The following is a 19828-nucleotide window of genomic DNA, read 5'->3' as shown; positions in this document are numbered from 1 at the left end:
ACTGCTCGCTTTCGTGTTGGGGCATACGACTCGAAGCTGAGGCTTGAACTCGACTCTCGTTGACGATCACAGTCTCGAGACCCAGCCTCAAACGCTCAAAACCAAGAGACCGGCAGGTCTAGCCCCACGCCTTTGATCAGGGCCTGTCGTTGTTCGCGCAAACCGTCGTTGGGCGCGGGCCAACGACGGTAGATGTGCAAGAAATCGAGCACCACCGTCAGGTCATTAGAGGTGGTCTGCGTACCGCGGCGTGTGCCGGGATTCACATCCTTGTGCACGACAGCGCCGCCGCCGGGGTAGTAGCTCGGCATGGCCTTGACGCAGACGGCCAGCAGAAAGTCCCAGTCTTCTTGCGAAGCCAGATGCCAATCAACTTCACAGCCTTCCAAGACATCGCGCCGGAAGGCCAGCACATTGTTCGGAATAAAGTTCCTCACAAAGAGTGACTCTACGGGTCGGTCTTTGAGCAGCACCGCGTCAACACGCAAACGCTCGATGCCGGATTCGGAGCGGTTCTCCATCACCACTTGCAGGTCGGAGAAATAAACCTTTTTGCTGCCGCCATCGAGCTTGATCTGATGCGCCAACGTCGCCAAATGCTCGGGCATCAAGCTGTCGTCGTCATCCAGAAAGATCACCCACTCACCACGCGCATGCCGCATGCCCGCGTTGCGACTTAGGGCCGGGCCGGGTGCGCCGGATCGCTTCAAGAAAGTGTCTTCGGGTCGCAGCAATTCGGCCGCCACGAGCGCTGTCTCTTGATCTAGGGCGTCTGCCACCACGATGATCTCAAAGTCGCCCATCGTTTGAGCCCGAATGGAGCCGATGGAACGGCGCAGCAAACTAGCGCGAAGATGGGTCGGAACGATGAAGCTGAAGAAGGGAGTCATGGCTAGATGAGTTGGGCTATTTGATCGGGGTCATCACGCCGCGGCCCATAGACCACAGAATGGCCACGGCCTGTTGACCATCGCTGAGCGCGTTCAAATGCAAGATCCGCAGCCCATAGTAGTCCGACTCCGCGCCAATCACGTCAAACAAGGAACGACGCCCCAACAACTGCCATTGTTGCAAGGTCGCGGTACGTAGACGATCGCTGTTACGCAGTATCTCCACCACGCTGCGGGCGCGCTCAAACGAAGACGTTGCCGACTCATGAACGTCCAGCACACGATAACGGCGCGATTCAATGGAGTCTTCCTTTTGCAGGCGCGCCGCTTCTGCACGTTTGCGCGCAGCGCTCAATCCGTAGTCAGACCCTGGAGTGAAGATCGGAATCGTGACGCTCAGCCCTGCCCCCCAGGCATTGCTTTTGGACAGGCCCGTGTTGGAGTCAAGATTGACGGCCAAACTGACTTGCGGCCGGTTGGCCGCCTGCACGGACTCGGCGTAACTGGACTGGGCCCGAGCCTGGGCGGCAAGTTGCTGTACCTCAGCCGCCTCAGCTGCATCGCTTTGCATCTCATCAACGGGCGGCACGCTCATCAGCAGTGAAGAGTAGCTGGCGCTGGGTGGCAGCACATCACCGACAAAGCGACGCAAGCGCGTCTCAATCTGCCGCAAGGTGCTGCGTGTTTGGTCCACGGTCAATTCGATTTGCTGGCGAGTCTTTTGCGCCTGCACCAACTCGCTGGAACGCCCCTTATCGGACTTGACGATGGTCTCCAAAGACTCAATCAAGCACGACATGCGACGCACATACTGACCGTAGACCTGGATTTGCAGGTGGTAGCGACTGCGATCCAAGGCCAAGGCCACCGTCTGCAAGGCGATCTGCTGCTCGGAGTTGAGCATGCCGTAGCGAGCCGACTCGGCCAACTGGCCGCGCCAATTGGCGAGCTGCTCGATACGACCCGAGCTGTAAAGCGGAGCCGTCACTTGCAGACTGGCATGACCTTGCGAGCCCTTAACTAGCTCTTGATTGCTGGCCTTGTTACCTACGCTGAGCAGCGAGGCCCCCAAGCTGACCTGAGGCATACGAGCGGCGCGGGCCTCTTCCCATTCATCACGGGCCGCCTGGGCTAATAGATTGCTTGCCCCTTGTGCCTGGCTGCGCTGAATGGCCAAGTTCACCAAATCGATCAACTGGCTGCGCGGATCGACTGCCGACGGCTCATATGTACTGGCATCGCGACCGCGACTAGACGGCAGCGCATCTTCTTCGCCGCACATACTAGGGCTTGTGGCTTGATCCTTGGACGCTGGTGCTGGGGCACTGGCGGCAGCGGGTTTGCCGGGTTTTCGCACCGGCGCCTGCGCAAGCGCCAGGCCGGCGGAACTGAATACCAAGATGGCTGCCGCGACAGGCGCGCATTGCTGACAGCATCTTTGGACTGCGGCGATAACAGTGGCCACGTTCTTACCGCGGGGACCGGGCAATAAGGGCCTTAGCTCTTTGGAGTGCTCTCGTAACATAGCTGCTACTTGAACACAGAGCGAGTCCGGCAAATTGGTGAACAACTTGGCAGACTTGGCCTAAATCAGCTCATTGCATGGCCAGGACTCCAGCCTTCCAGGCCCGAACCTAAAAACGACTGAGCAGTTGGAACTCCCGAATCGAACCCAAAAACGCATTGGAGTAACTGGCCGGGTCGCCGTCATGGCGGGAGGGGTACAAGGTCAAACTGTACTTGTCGCGCATGACCGCAGCGGACAACGAGTACTGACTATTGGAGCACACCAGCACATCCGCCAGACGCATCAGCCCATGCACCATCAAGGCTTCGCCACCAATGGCGACCACGGCCTCAATGGGCAAGGCCGACAACAATTCAACCATTTTGGGTGACAAGGGTGTGTCGCTGACGACCAGCAGATGCTTGACGAGACGCACCACCTTAGAGACAGCTCGGCACAAAGCCTCATCGTCTACGATGTAAGTAGCCACGTTGACATAGTCACCGCGACGCACATGCAAGCAGGCATAGCTGTCTTGTCCAAACAATTGCTGGCGTTGGGCTTGCACGGCCGGCGAGAGCTTAAAGCGGTCCACCACAGCAGGCTCGTTAAAACCGCACATGGCCAGACGGATCTTCTCCGGGCCATCAGGCACCAAGTTCCCCGCAGTGGCCGTGCGAAAACTGGCCTTACTCAGGCCGTAATGGTCCAGGTCCCAACCCCAATGCGAGATCTGGCCGCTGGTGCCCGGGGTCGCGACATGCTCTGGGCGATCAAAATAGCGCAAGTCAGCCGCCACGGCTTGCCCGCTTTGCTCCAGATAAAAATAGCCTGCCGCACTGAACAACTGCGCGCCGAGCCCGCCGGTGAAGGTGATGAGTTGGGTCATGCTTAAAGGAATGAGCGAGGTGGTTGATCGAGGCCCCCGAGGGCATTGAGCATGGCTTGAGAGCCGACGGTGCCACAAACCTCGGCACTCAAGGCCAGCGGCATGACCTGGACCTGAGTGCCCTGCACCATGGCTCGCGCCTCCAGCAACCAGGAACCAAAGCCGCCATCCAGCAAATGGTCCTCCACCGTCAACACACGTTCAAACGATGACAGTTGGGCCGCCTGCGCGCGCTTCGAGGCCAACGACCAGAGCGGCATACTGTAGACCGGCTGGTGAGTCCAATCCCCAGGCCAGCCCATCGCAATCCCCAGCCCTGCACCAGTTGTCAGCACCGCCTTGGGACCGCTGCCCGGCCGCACCGGCAACCAGCGCCCGGGCTCAAGTGCAGGTGGTTCGGTATGAAAACATGGCTCGCCGGCTTTGCCCAGACGCAAATAGGACGGCCCAGGATTGGCCACCAGATAGCGCAAGCAAGCTCGCACCTCCATCGGATCGCCCGGCGCAGCAATCAACATATTGGGGAAGGACCGGATCAGCGCGTAGTCTTGCACTGCATGGTGCGAGTAGCCCAGGGCGCCATAGGCGAGGCCGCCACCGACCGAGACCACCGTCACGGGCAAACGGTGGTAATCCACGTCGTTACGAATCTGCTCAGCGCAACGGAAGGTTGGGAAATTGGCAATGGAATAGGTGAAGACATGGTAGCCCTCGGAGGCCATGCCGGCGGCCAAACCGGTCATGTTCTGCTCCGCTACCCCAGCATTGATAAAGCGATCAGGGAACTCGTCGGCAAAGGGCTCAATCACCGAATAGCCCAAATCGCCGACCACCAATGCAATGTGAGGATGGGCGCGTGCCAGCGTAACCAACTCTTGAATAAAAGCATTACGCATGGGCCTGCAGCTCCTTGAGGGCCTGTTCGAGTTGTTCGGCATCGGGTGAGCGGTAATGCCAGTCCACGCTGTTTTCCATGAAACTCACTCCCCGGCCCTTGATCGTGTGCGCAATCAAAACCGAAGGTTGGCCGGACTGCCACGGCGCGCCGGCCAGAGCTTCACTCAGTGCCTGATGGTCATGACCGTCGACCTCTCGCACCGACCAACCGAAGGCGCGCATTTTGTCGGCCAACGGTTCGATGCGAAGTGTTTTCTCCACCGTGGTGAGACTTTGCAATTTGTTGTAGTCAATGATGGCCACCAGATTGTCGAGACCATGGTGCGCCGCAAACATCAAGGCCTCCCAATTGGAGCCCTCGCCCAATTCGCCATCGCTGAGCTGCACAAATGTTCGCCAGGTCTGCCCCCGCTTCTTCGCCGCCAAAGCCTTGCCAACACCGAAGGACAGGCCGTGGCCCAGCGAGCCGGTGGAAAACTCAACGCCTGGCACCTTGTGGCTGATGTGGTTCATCAACATCGAATGGTCTTGCCCATAGCTGAGCAGATCGGCCTCGGTGATAAATCCGGCCTCGGCCAAAGCGGCGTAGATGGCAACGCAAGCGTGGCCTTTACTCAAGATAAAACGGTCACGCTCGACCCACGCGGGCTGGCTGGGATCAAGCTGCATCACTTGTCCGTAAAGCACGGCGACGATGTCGCAAATGGACAGCGCCGAGCCGATATGCGATGCGCGTGCGCGTTGCACCATGCGCAAGGCATTGGCGCGCATGCGCCGCGCAAATTCTTGGGTGTCCACGATGCCTTGAATGACAGAACTCATGGTCTGGCCTTTTGTGCCCAGCGGGCAGTTCTTTGAATGGCCGCATCCAAATCGATACGAACGCGAAGTCCCAACTCGGACTCGACCCTTTGAAGATCGGGGAGGTATGCCTGCGCCGGAACGCCGGCCTGGGGTTGGCGCGCAATCTTGGCGGTGGACGTGGCGCCTAACGCCGCGATCACTCTCTGCGCTAAGTGGGCAATGGAGACCGACTCATGGCCGCCGACGTTATAGGCTCGCGAGCTCTGGCCTCGGAACAAGAGCGTCCAAAGCCACAGTGCCAAATCAGCCGCATAAAGATAACTTCGCAAAGGCGTGCCATCGCCTTGAATGTCAAGATCTTCGCCACGCAGCGCAGCAGCAATGAAGTTACCGATGGCGAACTGTCGGTCCAAGGGCAAATGCGGGCCGACAAAAGCAAAACAGCGCGCGACGGGGATCTCCATGCCGGTCTCGGCTGCGGCCATGGCGCACAGCAACTCGCTGACGCGTTTGCCTTCGCCATAGGCGGAGCTCGGAACCAAACAGTCTGGCGAGCCACTGAAGTCCTCAGGCAATCGCTCCATAAAACTGGGCTGTCGGCCATAGACCGCGCCAGAGCTCAAGAGCAGCAAACGCCCAACGCCGGATTGGCGCGCTTGCATCAACATGTTTTGTGTGCCGTGCACACAGACGTCTAAGACTTCAGCGGGTTTGGGATTCAGGGCAACATCGGTCGCCGCATGGATGGCCCAGCCGCAAGATTGACCTGGGGCCAAAGTGAAGCTGCGCACATCGCCTTGCATCCATTCAATCTCGGGCGCGTCGGCCAACTCAGGATGTTGCACTCGAAAAGACGGCACATTGCGACTCAATACAAGGACACGGGCGTCGAGCGCCAAAGTACGGTTGGCCCACAAAAAGCTGCCCAGCAACCATTTACCAATGAAACCCGTGCCGCCGGTGAGCAGCAGCCTTTGGCCGCGCAAGGCCTGCCAGTCGCCGCCCACTCCGTCCAAGACATGGGCCAGATCCTCGGGCGGCAAGCCCAAGGGTGTCGCGGACAGAGCCATAAAGCCCATCAGAAGTTCAGTCCGAAGAACTCTTCGAGCTTGTCGGCAATGAAATCCAATTGAGGTTCGCCCAAGCCCGGAAAGGTGCCCAGCCAGAAAGTTTGATTCATTACTACATCGGTGTTGGTGAGGCTGCCGCTGACGCGGAAATTTCGGCCCGCCATATAGGGCTGCTTGGTCAAATTACCAGCGAAGAGCAGGCGAGTACCAATCTTGTTTTGCTCCAAGAAATTGATCAGGTCAGCCCGTTTCACACCCGCGCTGTCCCTCAGGATCAAAGGAAAACCAAACCAAGAAGGCTCAGAGCCTGGCGTCGCCTCGGGCAGATGCAAAAACTCAGCACAGCTTTGCAGTCGGCTCATCAGGTAGCTGAAATTGGCGCGGCGCGCGGCGATGAATTCTTCCAAACGATCCAACTGAGCCAGCGCGCAGGCGGCTTGCATATCGCTGATCTTCAGGTTGTAGCCCAGATGGCTGTAGGTGTATTTGTGGTCGTAACCATCCGGCAGATCACCGCCAAGCTCTTTTTTGCTCCAGCAAAAGCGCTTGTTGCAGGTGTTGTCCTTGCCGGGCGGGCAGTAACAGTCACGGCCCCAGTCTCGAAAGGACTCGGCAATCAGCTTGAGTTCAGCGTTGTTCGTGAACACCGCCCCACCCTCGCCCATGGTGATGTGATGCGCAGGATAAAAACTCAAGGTGCCAATGTCACCAAAGCTGCCGACCATCTGCCCCTTGTAAGTGGCTCCGAGCGCGTCACAGCAGTCTTCCACCAGCCACAAGCCATGCTTTTTGCAAAGGGCCGTGACGACATCCAGATTGAAAGGGTTGCCCAGCGAATGCGCCAACATGATCGCTTTGGTCTTGGGCGAGATGGCGGCCTCGATCAAACTGGCGTCAATATTGTGTGTGGCGAGGTCAACATCGACAAAGACTGGCACGGCGCCAAACTGCAAGATGGGATTAACCGTGGTCGGAAAACCCGCAGCCACACCAATCACCTCGTCGCCTGGCTTGATGGCGCGATCGCCAAGGCGGGGGCTGGTCAGGGTAGAAAAAGCTACCAGATTCGCCGAGGAGCCTGAGTTCACCGTAATCAGATGTTTGACGCCAAGAAACTGTGCCAGACGTTGTTCAAACATCGCGTTGAAGCGACCGGTGGTCAGCCATCCGTCCAGTGCGGCATCAACCATCAACTGCAACTCTTTAGCGCCAATCACCTTGCCGGACACCGGCACAAAAGACTCGCCCGGCACGAAGGGCTTGGGGGCGTGCGCAATATCGGCGTATTGCTGAACCAAATCAGCGATCTGGCTGCGCAGCTTGTCGAGCTGGGGTTGAAAGGTAATGGGGTTTGCGCTCATGCTGCGGATTCCGTGGAGTTCGATGACTTGATGTACTGTTCAATTTGATGCAGGCACAGGGCCTGCATGTCATGGCCGGCAAGCCAGGCCTGCTGCCACTCGACGATGCGAGACAGCGCTTGCGCCAGGGTCCAGCGAGGCTGCCAGCCGAGACCTTGCCGAGCCTTGGCAATATCCAGCTTCAGATAGTTGGCTTCATGGGGATGGTCACCAAGGTTCAGCTTCCAGCTCGCACCTTGGCCCCACTCGGATACCAGGCGCTCAACAATCCACTGCACTGGCTGCACATCGTCATCGCGCGGGCCAAAGTTCCAAGCTTCAGCGTGGCTCTGGCCTTGGGTGAACAATCGCTCTGCCAGCACCAAGTAGCCGGACAACGGTTCGAGGACATGTTGCCATGGACGGATGGCATGCGGATTGCGGATGAGCACAGGCTCCTTGCGTTCGAAGGCCCGCAAGATATCAGGCACTAGGCGATCTGCGGCCCAATCACCTCCGCCGATCACATTCCCAGCGCGTGCGCTGGCAAGTGCCACTCGGCCCTGAGACAAAAACGAACGCCGATAAGCGGCAGTCACCAACTCAGCGCAGCCCTTGCTGGCGCTGTAGGGGTCATGCCCGCCCATCGCTTCATTTTCACGATAGCCCCAAACCCACTCACGGTTCTCGTAGCACTTGTCGGTGGTCACATTGACGATGGCACGCAGGCTGTCGCATTGCCTGGCGGCTTCCAACACATGCACCGTGCCCATCACATTGGTGGCGAAGGTCTCCACCGGTTGCTCATACGACAGGCGCACCAGCGGTTGCGCGGCCAAATGCAGCAAGATCTCAGGCTTGCTGCGTTCGAACACGCCTTGGACTGCCGCCAAATCACGGATATCAGCCAGGGTCGAGCTGGCCATGCCAGCGCTCACCTTGGCCTGATCAAACAAGGCGGGATCGGTCGGAGCCGGCAATGCCAAACCATGCACCTCGGCACCCAGTGACTGCAGCCAAAGGGCCAGCCAACTGCCTTTAAAGCCAGTGTGGCCGGTCAGCAGGACACGGCGTCCGCGCCAGAACGTGACGTCGGGGTTCACGACCTTGCTCATCCTCAATCCCATTTCTTCCAGGGCGCTTTGCCACTTGCCCACAAATCATCCAGCAAGACTTTGTCGCGCAAGGTGTCCATGGGCTGCCAGAAACCGTGGTGCTGATAGGCCATCAGTTCACCGCGTGCTGCCAAGGTATCCAAGGGCTCACGTTCCCAAATGGTGCGATCGTCTTCCAGCAGCGAGATCACCTGAGGACTGAGGACAAAAAAGCCTCCATTGATCATGCCGCCCTCGCCGAAAGGCTTCTCCTTGAAGCTCTTGACCTGATCGCCCTCTAGATCCAGCGCACCAAAACGTGCCGGCGGATAGGTAGCAGTGAGCGTAGCTAACTTGCCATGATTGCGGTGGAATTCGATGCTGGCGCTGATGTCGACGTCGCTGACACCGTCGCCATAGGTGAAGCAAAAAGCTTCATCCAACTCCACATACTTGGCCACACGCTTGAGGCGCCCGCCGGTCATGGAATGCTCGCCGGTGTCCACCAAGGTCACATTCCAGGGCTCGGCGCGTTTGTGATGGACTTCCATGCGGTTGGAACGCATATCGAAAGTGATGTCCGACATGTGCATGAAGTAGTTCGAAAAGAACTCCTTGATCACATAACCCTTGTAGCCACAGCAGATCACAAAGTCATTGATGCCGTGATGGGCGTACATCTTGAGGATGTGCCACAGAATCGGCTTGCCCCCGACCTCAACCATGGGCTTGGGCCGAGCGGCGGTTTCTTCGCTGAGTCGCGTGCCCAAGCCACCGGCAAGAATCACTGCTTTCATAAGGACTTCTTTCCTTGTTTTTCAGGCGCTGACAAAGGCATCAGAGTGGAAATCTCGCGGCAGCACCCCAGCTGCCAACAATTGGCGGCGAGCAGCCTCAATCATGGCCAGCGACCCGCAGGCATACACGGCAATGCCCCGCATATCAGGCCGCTGCTGTAGCAAGACATCCTGTACGTGGCCTCGCGCGCCGGTCCAATCGGCCCCTGCGCGCGACAGCACCGGCGTGTAACTGAACCAAGCCGGCATGTCTGGCACGGACCAATAGAGATCGATCGGCAAACGACCGCCCCACAGCAAGTGCAAGGAGCGCGGATGCGCCTCGGCGGGCATGCGCTGCAAGGCTTCCATCATGGCCTTGAGTGGCGCAATGCCAGTGCCGGTCGCGAGAAACACCACATCGCGCCCCGCCACTTCGCGCAGGAAGAAGCTGCCGTGCGGCCCTTCTAGCCTTAGCAAATCGTTCTGCTTCGCCTGCTCAAACCAGTAAGTACTCAGCTGGCCTTGAGCCACGGCACGGACTTGCAACTCTAGGCCGCCATCAGCTGCCGGTGCCGCCGCCAAGGAATAGCTGCGACGCACACCGGTCGGTCCGATGATGTTGAGGTACTGTCCTGGCAAAAACTCCAAGCGGCTGTTCGGCGGCAAGCGCAGTTTGACCCGAAGTACGCCTGGGGCCGGCTGCTCCAATGAAGCGATTCGCGCCGGCAAAGTCTTGACCGAGATGGCAGCGGCAACCCCGAGGTCTTCGGCATCCAACTCCAAATCACAAGTAGCGGCGCTGGCGCAACTCAATATCCAGCCGGCTGCGCGCTCTTCAGGCGACAGCAAACTGTCATCGAGCAGAGCTCGGGTCTGACCTCCCAAGACCTGAACCCTACAGCTGCCGCAACGACCGGTGCGGCAGCTGTGCTCCAGCACCAAACCGGCAGAACGAGCGGCATCCAGCAAGCTGATATCAGCTGGAGCCTCGAACTGCTTTCGATTCGCGAGAGTAACGATGGACGGTTCGATCACGGACGTTGTGCCTGCAAAAAGGCGTTGCATGAGGGAATGCGCTAGGGCGTTGTTAGAGGCCATCAGCAGCTTGCCGGGCATCTTAATCTCGATGCCGAAGCGTCAAGCTTTCGAATAGAACCGGGCTAGCTGCCGAATTCGCACGAATTCGCTCAGTAACGCCAAGGCTGAGTCCAACTAACGCGACCGATTTACGGGTATACGCCGCTTCAATGACGGGAAGACATATCGTTCCGGTCGTGAGGCTAGGCATACGTCCCCTACTCAAAGCGGCTAATCGCCTCGATAGCGCACTCTTTTCCACGCCTTTGACGGACGGGCCAGCCGCTATATTTGCTCCCCGGTGCGCCTGAGTGCGCCCAGACTTGCGTCGCTTTGCAAGCCCATACAGCCGAACCCTTGAGCCCGGACGACTCCATGAATGAACCAGTCAATCGCAGTACCACGGCCTCCCTGAAGCGCCTTCGCGTCGGCGTCTGGAACTATTACGAAGAGATCACGCGCGACGGATTTTTGTTCAAAAACCCGAATACCTCAGTTGGCGCCAATCTACTGAAGCCCTGGTGTGATCTTTACGCGCGCGGTAAGGAGTTGGGCATCGATTTCGTCACACTGGACCAAATCCAAGGTCCCGCTGATCTGGATGCGGTGATCTTCATGGACCGGCCACGCCCCGGAAGGCCGCTGATTGATGCCTTGTTGCAAGCGCCCATCAAGAAGTATTTGATGCTGTTTGAGTGCGACGTTATCAAGCCAGACAACTGGGATACCGCCTACCACCGCCAATTCGATCGAGTTCTGACCTGGAACGATGCTTTGGTTGACGGCGCTCGTTACATCAAGACCAATTTTGCGGCCGATCTACAGCGCCCCTATGACTTCAGCACGCAAAAGTCTTTGTTCGAACGCCGCAAACTGGCAACCGTGATTGCCGGTGCCAAGGCCTCAGCACACCCCAATGAGCTCTACTCCGAGCGGGTGCGGGCGATTCGATGGTTTGAACACAATGCACCTGCGGACTTCGACCTCTATGGCATGGGCTGGGATGCTGCGGAATTTCCGAGTTACTCTGGGGCAGTGCAGGACAAACTCGACACACTGGCAAAGTACCGTTTCTCCATCTGCTACGAGAACGCAAAGAACATCCCAGGCTACATCACCGAGAAAGCGCTGGACTGTTTGCGCGCTGGCACCGTGCCAGTCTATGGCGGCGCGCCGAATATCGAACGCTGGATTCCGGCCGATTGCATCATCGATCTGCGCAGCTTCAGCAGCTATCCAGAGCTCTACAACAAGCTCGCCCATATGAGTGCTGAAGAGCATGGCGCCTACTTAGACCGCATTCAAAACTTCCTCAACGGCCCCAAGGCGTATCCGTTTTCCAGCGAATGTTTCTTCGACACAGTCACTGGCATTCTCAACTGGGACCTGCGAGGTCAAGGTCCGGCCGACCCCAGCCAAGCTGTCACTCTGCAACAAAATTTGACCAGTCTGGCGATTGAATTCCCCCTGTCCTCGCCCCAGACCCCGAGCCCGGCCCGACCAAACGAGCAAGAGCTGCAACGAGATTCCTTCAAGAAGGCCGGAGGCCCCAAGCTGCTTGTGTATTTTGGCTATGGCGACGAGTTACCCGTCTTTACTCGCGCACGCGCGCTCTGGCAGTTCTTCCTGACCCACTATCCCAATGTCGAGGCCATCTTTGCGCGCACAAGTACCAAGCTGCCCCGAGGCGAAGTGCGTCACGACGGTTACGACCTCCTGGTCGGTACCGGCGATGGTCAAAACCTAGCTGCTGCGGAGACGGGTTATGCCGCTTCCGGCATTTGGTCCAGCAAAGAAAACCGCGACACCATTTATCGGCAGCAAGCGGTCTATGACTATCTTTTGCGTCAGCACAATGAGCCCTTCTTTCTGTTCCAAACCACGGTCACCTCAGTGATCGACTTCCGCGGCCTGTCGGCTTTACTCGATTCCTTGCCCACCAGCGGCTGCTTCGCCGGCTCTCCCGCACGTCTGAACTCGCCGCCTGAACTGTCTGGCCTGACGTTTGCCAGTGGCGCGAACTCGCTGTTTTCCAGCGATTTGCTGCAGCTCATGCGTGAGCGCTATGACCCTGAGCATCCGCATGTCAACTACCCCAACGACATCTGGCAGGCCCTGACCTTGGCGGATGTCGAGCGCCGGCCCCTGCCCTTTTTCAGCTTCACCCGACCTCGTTCTCTTGGCTCTCGCCGCAGCAAGGTGCCGGAACTCACGCACCGTCTTTTGGCCATGGGGCATTACCACTTCCGGGTCAAAACGACCAGTGCCGAGGCCGGCTTGGGCCTGCGTGAAGAAATCGACCCCTGGGTGATGGCGGGGATCATGGATGCCATTCTGAACAGCCCACCAGCTCCAGAAGCCAATCAATCATTGATCACTCGTTTGCTCGCCTCAGTGCAACCGAGCAATGGCCAAAGCCTGAGTGCTTTCAGCGAGACCAGCTTCTTCCGTGGCCCACGCAGCTTCCCGCTGCATGACGAGGAGACGGACAGCCTGTTCCCCGATTTGGCAGGCTGAAGCGAATTCGGTAGCCCCCTTCCAATCAGTCCCAAAGAAAAAGGGGCGTCCCGATAAGGGTCGCCCCTTTTGACTCAGGGACTTTGATTTAGGCGCGGCATAGGCCTAGAGGCGCCACATGAAGCCATATTCAACGCTCGCGCATGGCCTCGGTGGACTTCATCATCGGGCGCAAGAGGAAGCTCATCACTGAGCGTTCGCCTGTTTTGATCTCAACAGTGGCCGTCATGCCAGGAATCACAGGCAGTTGCTCCCCCCTGGATTTCAGCAATGTGTTCTTTTCAGCGCTGATGCGCGCCCGGTAATAGCGGGCGTCACCATTGGGCGTTTCGGCATCCCCCAGAGCATCTGGGCTGATGTACTCCACGCGGCCGATCAGCCCACCAAACACATTGAAGTCATAACTCGAAAGTTTCACGGTAGCCTTTTGGCCCACATGAATAAAGCCCACGTCCATGGGTTTAATTCGGGCCTCAACTAACACTCGCCCACCCATAGGAACAATTTCCATGATGGGTGCTCCAGCCGTGATGACCCCGCCCACGGTATTGCTGCGGATGTTCTTCACCAAACCATTGACCGGTGATTTCAGCACGGTGCGGGCGAGCGAGTCCTCGCGGACCACCATTTGTTCGTCCAGCATGGCCAATTCGTTTTGCACCTTGACCAGCTCGCCGCTGGCTTCTTGCTTGAAGCGGCTGATCCGCTCATTGCGCTGCTGCTGCAGCTCGTTGACCTGGCGGCTCAAGCGCATCACTTCCACATTCGACATCAAGCCCTTGGATGAGAGATCCTGAGCCACTTTCATTTCGTTGGACAACAAGGAGGCGCTGCGATTGATGCTGCTCACCGCTTCTTCCAGGAGCTTCCTGCGCAACTCATAAGACTCCGATTCGGCATCAACCAATGCCTTATGACTCTTCAGCTCCGCAGGAAAAGCCAATGGACGGCCTGAAGCTTCGGCACTCAGTCGAGCTGCCGCAGCCTTGAGGGAAAAACGCTTCACCTGCGCTTCGCTTTGCTGCGCTTCTACACGGGTGGGGTCGAGTCGAACCAGCTCTTCGCCCTGCTCCACCTCTTCGCCTTCATGCACCAGCAACTCACTGAGGATGCCAATTTCCATGGTTGAGATGATTTGTTCGCGTCCATCTGGCACCACGCGACCGTCGGTGCGGGTCACCATATCCACCTTGGCTACGGTGGACCAGACCACAGCGACCACGATCGCAGCCAACACCAGATACAAGACCCAGGTTACCCGCGGCAATGGCTCATCGAGTTGGGCCGCGGCCAAACTACTCAAAAACATCCCCTCGTCACGGGCTAGCGTCATCGCTTATCTCTTTTTGAACTACGGTTTACACGGAGGCAGAACGCTGCACCGGCTGGGCCGCCGGGTGCATATGCAAATTGGACTGGGCCTCAGGTGAAGACGCTGGCTGAGTGGGCCGCACCCCAGAGAGCGCTGCCAAGACCTGATCGCGCGGGCCATCCATGACGACACGGCCGCTGTCCATCACTGTGATGCGAGAGACCAACTCCAGCACCGCCGGTCGGTGTGTCACCATCACAAGAGTGCATTCGCCCGCAGCATCACGCAGTTGGCGCAGAAAAGACACTTCGGATTGCGCGTCCATCGAGCTGGTGGGCTCGTCCATCAAAAGCACTTGCGGCTTGCTGATCAAGCTTCGGGCCAGGGCCACCAACTGGCGTTGCCCGCCCGAAAGCAAGCAACCCTGTTCACCGACCGGTAAATCCCAGCCCATAGGATGCGCTGCGACCACACGGTCCAGTCCGGTCAAGCGGGCCACTTCCACCAAACGCGAGGCATCGATGTGAGCACGTCCCATCAACACGTTGTCGCGTAGGCTGCCGTGGAAAAGCCTGGGATCCTGAGACACAAAGCCCACCCGGGCCCGAAACTCCGCCGGGTCCACTTGGCGCAGGTCGATACCGTCCACCTCGACCATGCCTTCGCTTGGCTGATAGAGGCTGGCCATCATGCGCAATACGGTGGACTTGCCACTGCCAATGCGTCCCAGAATGGCCACCCGTTCGCCGGCGCGAATCTTCAAAGTGACGTTCTTCAGAACTTTGGGCGCCACCGCATTGCCCTCGGCCGGATAGGCAAAGCCCACATCGTTGAGCGCAATGCTGCCGCTGAACTTGTTGAGCGGCACATAGTTACGGTCAGACTCCCGCTCGGTCGGTTTCTCCATCAACAGATCCAAGGAGGACATCGCGGCACGCGCGCCTTGATAGCGAGCCGCCAGGCTCACCACCATGCTCAGCGGCGCGATCGCGCGACCGGCAAACATCACGGCGCCGATCAAAGCACCGGCGGTCACCACGCCGTCTTTGATGAGGTAGACGCCCCAGACCAGCATGATCATGGTGATCGCTTGCTGCAGAGTACTGGACAGATTGCTGTTCCAGGCATGCATATCACGGCTGCGCATGGCGGATTCGGCGGCGGCGGCGGAGGTGGTTTCATAGCGACGCAAAAAGCGTCCCTCTGCGCCCGAGGTCTTCAAGTCCTCCAGCCCTTCTACTGCCTCAACCAGCGTGCCATGCAGATCGGCCATTTCCCCCATGTTTTCATTGACCGCCGCACGCATGCGTTTTTGCATCAACAACGAGATGCCCAAAATGACGGGCACCGCCAAGGCGGGCACCCAGCCCAAGGGGCCGCCCACGATAAATGTCATTCCGATGAAGATGATGATGAAGGGCAGGTCCGACACCACCGACATGCTCGCCGATGTGAAGAACTCCCGAACGCACTCGACCTGACCGATGGTGTGGGCATAGGCGCCGGCCGAACTGGGCTTGAACTCCATGCGCACGCCCAGCGACTGGCGGAAAAGCTTGGCGCCCACGATCAAATCGACTTTGCGGCCGGCCAAATCAATCAAATGTGCTCTCAACTGACGAGCGAATAAATCAAACACCAGCGCCAAGGCCGCACCAATCGCCAGCGTCCATAGGGTCACGAATGACTGATTCGGGATTACCTTGTCATAGATGACCGAGGTCACCAGACCCGAGACCAACATCAGGACGTTGCTCAACAAGGCCGCCAGCATGGCGGCGCGGTAGTACGGGATGAAGCGCTTGACCGTTCCCCAAAACCAATGCGGCCCATGATTTCGCAAATGGGGATCGGAACGTGTATGCGCTTGAGATTTCTCTTGCGGCGTCACCAACATGGTGAAACCGCTGTATTCACCCTCAAGCTCGGCCGAGCTTGCCGTGCAGATATTGGCTTCTGCTCCGGGGAAAAGCACTTCATAGCGCCCCTCGGGCTGAGGCTGCGCTGCATCCAAGCGACGCACCAACACACAGGCGTCGCCGTCATTGAGAAGCAACACCGATGGCATCAACAAGGGGTTGAGGTCATCAATTTTGCGGCGTACCAAGCCGGCGTTGTAGCCTGCTTCGCGCATCATGCGCATCGCTTGATCAGGGCCCAAAGTTCCATCGACCGAAGCACCCGCCAAGAGCGACTCTGCAGAGCGTGCGAGCCCATAGTGTTGAGTCAGCCAAACCATGGCCTGCAGCAAAGGGTTGCCGATGTCGCCTTGCGCCTCTTTCTGCCATTCAGGCGTCGGCTCGGCCGCCGGAGCTGTTTCGCGGTCCGCAGCGAGGTAAAGACTCGGCGCGTTTGAGCCGCCCGCAGGTCTGGGGCCGTCAAAGAAGGAATCGTTTCGTTTGCTCACCACAATCCTTCAGCGCAACTCAGTCGGAGCTGCCGACAATTGCTCGCCTATGGTCCAAAGCCATCTTTTCAAACTTGGATTCCAAGTCGCGTACCAAACCTGGAATATCAAACAGCTTGGACTGGCGTCCGTGCTCGGTCAGATAACGTTTGTAAGATTGGGCCCGAGCCGGGTTCAGACCAATTTGCACCGCACGCTGCTCATATTCCGCCAGGGAATACGTGATCAGGTCAGGCAAGCCCACATTCGTGAGCAAACTGCCCGCCATGCGAGAAATATAGGTGCAACCTGAACGGGTCAGGATCGGCGTTCCCATCCACAGACAATCGCTGGCCGTCGTGCCCGCGTTGTAGGGGAAAGTGTCCAGCACCAGGTCAGCCAAAGCGAAACGAGCGAGGTACTCCGCTGGGGCAACCCGTGGCGCGAAGATCAATCGATCTTCAGCAATGCCCTGGGCTGCCGCAGCTTGAATCATATTGGCCTTGGACCATTCGTTATCGGCCAGCAACCACAACACGCTATTGGGCACCTGCTTCAGGATCCTCATCCAGCTGCCAAACACCTCTTCGCTGAACTTGTGGTTGTTATTGAAGGAGCAAAAAACAAAGGCAGATTCCGGCAAGTTGTATGTCGAGCGGCTTGGCGGCGGCGCCACCTCCCGCTGCCGGTCACTGACTTGGTAGCAGTTGTCCAAGTAGATTGGTTTTTCAGTGCAATACGGCAAATACTCCGGCTGCATTACAAAGCGATCAGCAATGATCCAATCCACCCCCGGCAAGGCCGAAGTCGCCGGCAGGCCCAAATAGCTGACCTGAATCGGAGCCGGGCGATAGGCCAAGATATTGGGCCGGGCACCACTGGTCAGACCTTGCAGGTCAACCAAGACGTCAATGCCAGCTTGGGCGATCAGCCGTGCTGCGGTGAAGTCATCCACACCGGCGAGGCGTACATGATGATCCATGCCCTTCAAAATGCGAGCGCGCTGTGCCGTTCCGTCTTCTCGGCTCCAGCAGAACGCAAACACCTCGAAGCGTTCGCGGTCATGCAGCTCAAACAGCTCTGGCGTCAGGAGGCCCACAGCATGCATGCAAAGATCGCCCGAAAGATAGCCCACCTTGATTCGGCCTTGTCGAGCCAATCGCGAGACGGCTTGGCTGTGCAAAGGTTTGTCTTTGTAGGCCAGAACTTTTTCATGCACAAAGCGCTGCGCCACCATCAGCTGTAACGCCGGATCATCGCTGGCACTCAACATCGCCAGTAAAGAGGTCCCCACCAATAATTGGTTATGAGTCACTTGACCGACTGGCTGGTACACCGGCCAGTCGCATTGCTTCTGACGAATGTGTACATAGTGCTGGATCACATCGCTTTGACGTGGATTCAATTCCAAGCTTCGTCTCATCAAGGCTTGTGATTGAGCAAACTGCTTGTGCGTCTCTAGCAAGCGAGCCGAATTGTTCAAGGCGTGGAGTTTCAACTCCAGCAACTCATCGCTGAGGGGTTGACTCGAGGCACAGGCCAGGGCTTCATCGACCGTGCGCCATTCCGCCAGGGCCTCCTCCACCCGGCCCGTGTGTTCCAACTGATGACCCAAATTCAAACGGGCTTGATAAAAAGCCGGGCTCAGCGCCAACGCCCGGCGGTAAGCCTGCTCTGCGTCGTTATGCCGGCGTTCCGCACCCAAGAGCGTGCCCCAGTTGTAACAAGCAACGGGCAGAAAGGGTGAGCTTGAGTTGCCTTCCACCCAAGCCTGATAAAGCTGAATTGCCCATTCAGCGCGACCGGCTGTCTGCAAATCCGACGCCTTGGTCATCAAATCGCCCAGTGCCATCGCGCCCGTTCTAGCTTGCGAGAGCAAGCTCTCCAGTTCCGGTTGCGGAGCAGAAGTGGACTGAATTGAAGGTGCGGGCATATCCATGGCAGTTTCTTCCGTTAAAACGGTTCTTGAAAGCTCACTGCATGTTATGAGCCATGGCCCTGAAGCTAGCGCTTGATTAGCCGCCGAAAACCTCTGCAAATGCGCCCATACCTCCAGCGGCTCTGAGCCGCAAACCCCACTGGCCACGTTCTGCATATCGACCAAGCAGCGCCAAACTTGAGCCCTGAATTGCGAAAAGTCCAGTTTTGCGGCGGTTATCACCGCTTCTCCTCATGGCCATTCAGCACAACATGGCAAGACCTAGAACCGGGCGTTTGTGCGCCTCGGCCTGTGGGTCTTCGCCTGTTTTTGACTCGACTCAAGCCAAGCTAAAGAAAACCGATAACAGACTGATTGAAGCGTAAAGCCTCGGCGATACGTCCGGTCAGCATCGCAAATATTTGCGCGGGCGCCCCCGGGCAGATCAATGTATTCACTTGTCCCTCGAGGACAAGAACCCAGACACCACAGCAAGACAAAACTTGCTGAAGACACCAAAGTTCAGGAGAGCAGATCATGGCATCCGTCGTTACGACTTACACACCCGAGCAGATTGCCGGTCTGTCGACCCTGACCATTCAGAACTTCACAACAGAAGACTGGGCCGCCTTCACCCCTGATCAGTTGGTGGCCTTGACTACCGCCCAGATGTCGGCCATCAACCCTTTGGCCATATCTGCCATTAAAGCCGCCAATATCTTCGCGCTGGAAACAAGAGACCTGCGCCTGATCAGCACGGCCGCAGTGGCCAAGCTGACCACCGAGCAACTCGCGGGCCTGCTCAACGAACAACTGGCGGCTTTCACTACCGCGCAGGTCGCCTCTCTGACCTCCAATCAGATCCGCAACCTCTCGACCAACAGCCTGAATGCGCTGACCACCGCACAATTCGCAGCATTCAGGACGGACCAAGCCCAGGCCCTCAGCAGCGATCAAATCAGCAAACTGAGCACAGATGATCTGAACGCCATGGGCAGCGCGCAGTTTGGCGCATTGAGCTCCGCCCAAATCGCAGGTCTACAAACCGACCAGATTGCCAAACTCGAGTCCGCCGATTTACGAGCCATCTCAACCTCGGCTGTGGCAAAACTCAACACCGATCAGGTGCAGGCACTGAACTCCGAGCAAGTCAAGGTCTTGACTTCTGACCAACTCAAAGCCCTGAGTTCCGATCAGCTCAACACCTTCAACACTGCAGAGCTTGCCGCACTGAGCTCCAACCAAGTTGCCGCCCTGACTGCCGCTCAGTTCGCCGGCCTCTCGGTCAACACCGACCAGATCGGTGCCATCGACACCGCCGACATCACCGCCATCTCCACCGCCGTCG

At 58.1% G+C, this 19828-nt stretch carries 14 protein-coding genes and 1 pseudogene; 2 read left to right on the top strand and 13 right to left on the bottom strand.

Going from position 1 to position 19828, the window contains the following annotated elements; all coding sequences use genetic code 11:
• Positions 1–95: 95 nt before the first annotated feature.
• The 10 genes from LNV06_RS00075 to LNV06_RS00030 form a co-directional block, all read right to left on the bottom strand.
• The gene (locus LNV06_RS00075) at positions 96–890 is read right to left on the bottom strand and encodes a glycosyltransferase family 2 protein (RefSeq protein ID WP_263536212.1); all 795 of its coding nucleotides are present in this window, start codon (positions 888–890) and stop codon (positions 96–98) included.
• Between the two features lie 16 nt (positions 891–906).
• On the bottom strand, positions 907–2172 hold the full coding sequence (locus tag LNV06_RS00070; RefSeq protein WP_263536211.1) for a TolC family protein: 1266 nt from the start codon (positions 2170–2172) through the stop codon (positions 907–909).
• 352 nt (positions 2173–2524) lie between these two features.
• Entirely contained in the window at positions 2525–3286 is a 762-nt protein-coding gene (locus LNV06_RS00065; RefSeq protein WP_263536210.1) for an O-fucosyltransferase family protein, read from the bottom strand.
• A gap of 2 nt (positions 3287–3288) precedes the next feature.
• The gene (locus tag LNV06_RS00060) at positions 3289–4182 is read right to left on the bottom strand and encodes a transketolase family protein (RefSeq protein ID WP_263536209.1); all 894 of its coding nucleotides are present in this window, start codon (positions 4180–4182) and stop codon (positions 3289–3291) included.
• Positions 4175–5005: a transketolase gene (locus LNV06_RS00055; protein WP_263536208.1), complete on the bottom strand. Its 831-nt coding sequence runs from the start codon at positions 5003–5005 to the stop codon at positions 4175–4177. The genes LNV06_RS00060 and LNV06_RS00055 overlap by 8 nt, the downstream gene beginning before the upstream one ends.
• Positions 5002–6057 (bottom strand): NAD-dependent epimerase/dehydratase family protein, encoded by a 1056-nt coding sequence (locus LNV06_RS00050; protein ID WP_263536207.1) that lies wholly within the window; start codon positions 6055–6057, stop codon positions 5002–5004. The genes LNV06_RS00055 and LNV06_RS00050 overlap by 4 nt, the downstream gene beginning before the upstream one ends.
• 8 nt (positions 6058–6065) lie before the next feature.
• On the bottom strand, positions 6066–7418 hold the full coding sequence (rfbH, locus tag LNV06_RS00045) for a lipopolysaccharide biosynthesis protein RfbH (protein ID WP_263536206.1): 1353 nt from the start codon (positions 7416–7418) through the stop codon (positions 6066–6068).
• Positions 7415–8512: a CDP-glucose 4,6-dehydratase gene (gene rfbG, locus LNV06_RS00040; protein ID WP_263536205.1), complete on the bottom strand. Its 1098-nt coding sequence runs from the start codon at positions 8510–8512 to the stop codon at positions 7415–7417. Before rfbG ends, rfbH begins: the two co-directional genes overlap by 4 nt.
• A gap of 2 nt (positions 8513–8514) precedes the next feature.
• Positions 8515–9288, bottom strand: coding sequence for a glucose-1-phosphate cytidylyltransferase (gene rfbF / locus LNV06_RS00035; RefSeq protein WP_263536204.1), 774 nt, complete (start codon positions 9286–9288; stop codon positions 8515–8517).
• Between the two features lie 21 nt (positions 9289–9309).
• Positions 9310–10386 (bottom strand): 2Fe-2S iron-sulfur cluster-binding protein, encoded by a 1077-nt coding sequence (locus LNV06_RS00030; protein ID WP_263536203.1) that lies wholly within the window; start codon positions 10384–10386, stop codon positions 9310–9312.
• A gap of 336 nt (positions 10387–10722) precedes the next feature.
• On the opposite strand from LNV06_RS00030, the gene LNV06_RS00025 reads away from it, so the two are divergent.
• Positions 10723–12864, top strand: coding sequence for a glycosyltransferase family 10 domain-containing protein (locus LNV06_RS00025; protein ID WP_263536202.1), 2142 nt, complete (start codon positions 10723–10725; stop codon positions 12862–12864).
• A 130-nt stretch (positions 12865–12994) separates the two neighbouring features.
• Here LNV06_RS00025 and LNV06_RS00020 read toward each other — a convergent pair whose 3' ends face one another.
• The 3 genes from LNV06_RS00020 to LNV06_RS00010 are packed head-to-tail and all read right to left on the bottom strand — an operon-like array spanning position 12995 to position 18501.
• Positions 12995–14197, bottom strand: coding sequence for an HlyD family type I secretion periplasmic adaptor subunit (locus tag LNV06_RS00020; RefSeq protein WP_263536201.1), 1203 nt, complete (start codon positions 14195–14197; stop codon positions 12995–12997).
• A 25-nt stretch (positions 14198–14222) separates the two neighbouring features.
• Complete coding sequence (locus tag LNV06_RS00015; RefSeq protein ID WP_263536200.1) at positions 14223–16583, bottom strand: type I secretion system permease/ATPase; 2361 nt, start codon at positions 16581–16583, stop codon at positions 14223–14225.
• 19 nt (positions 16584–16602) lie between these two features.
• Positions 16603–18501: an O-linked N-acetylglucosamine transferase, SPINDLY family protein gene (locus LNV06_RS00010; protein WP_263536199.1), complete on the bottom strand. Its 1899-nt coding sequence runs from the start codon at positions 18499–18501 to the stop codon at positions 16603–16605.
• Positions 18502–19017: 516 nt separating this feature from the next.
• Here LNV06_RS00010 and LNV06_RS00005 point away from each other — a divergent pair.
• A pseudogene (locus LNV06_RS00005) lies at positions 19018–19828 on the top strand (heme utilization protein); the annotation flags it as partial.

The sequence above is a fragment of the Paucibacter sp. Y2R2-4 genome, assembly GCF_025717535.1.
Taxonomy (GTDB): Bacteria; Pseudomonadota; Gammaproteobacteria; order Burkholderiales; family Burkholderiaceae_C; genus Paucibacter_A.
The sequence above is the reverse complement of the archived record's forward strand: the minus strand, read 5'-3'. Positions and strand labels throughout refer to the sequence as shown.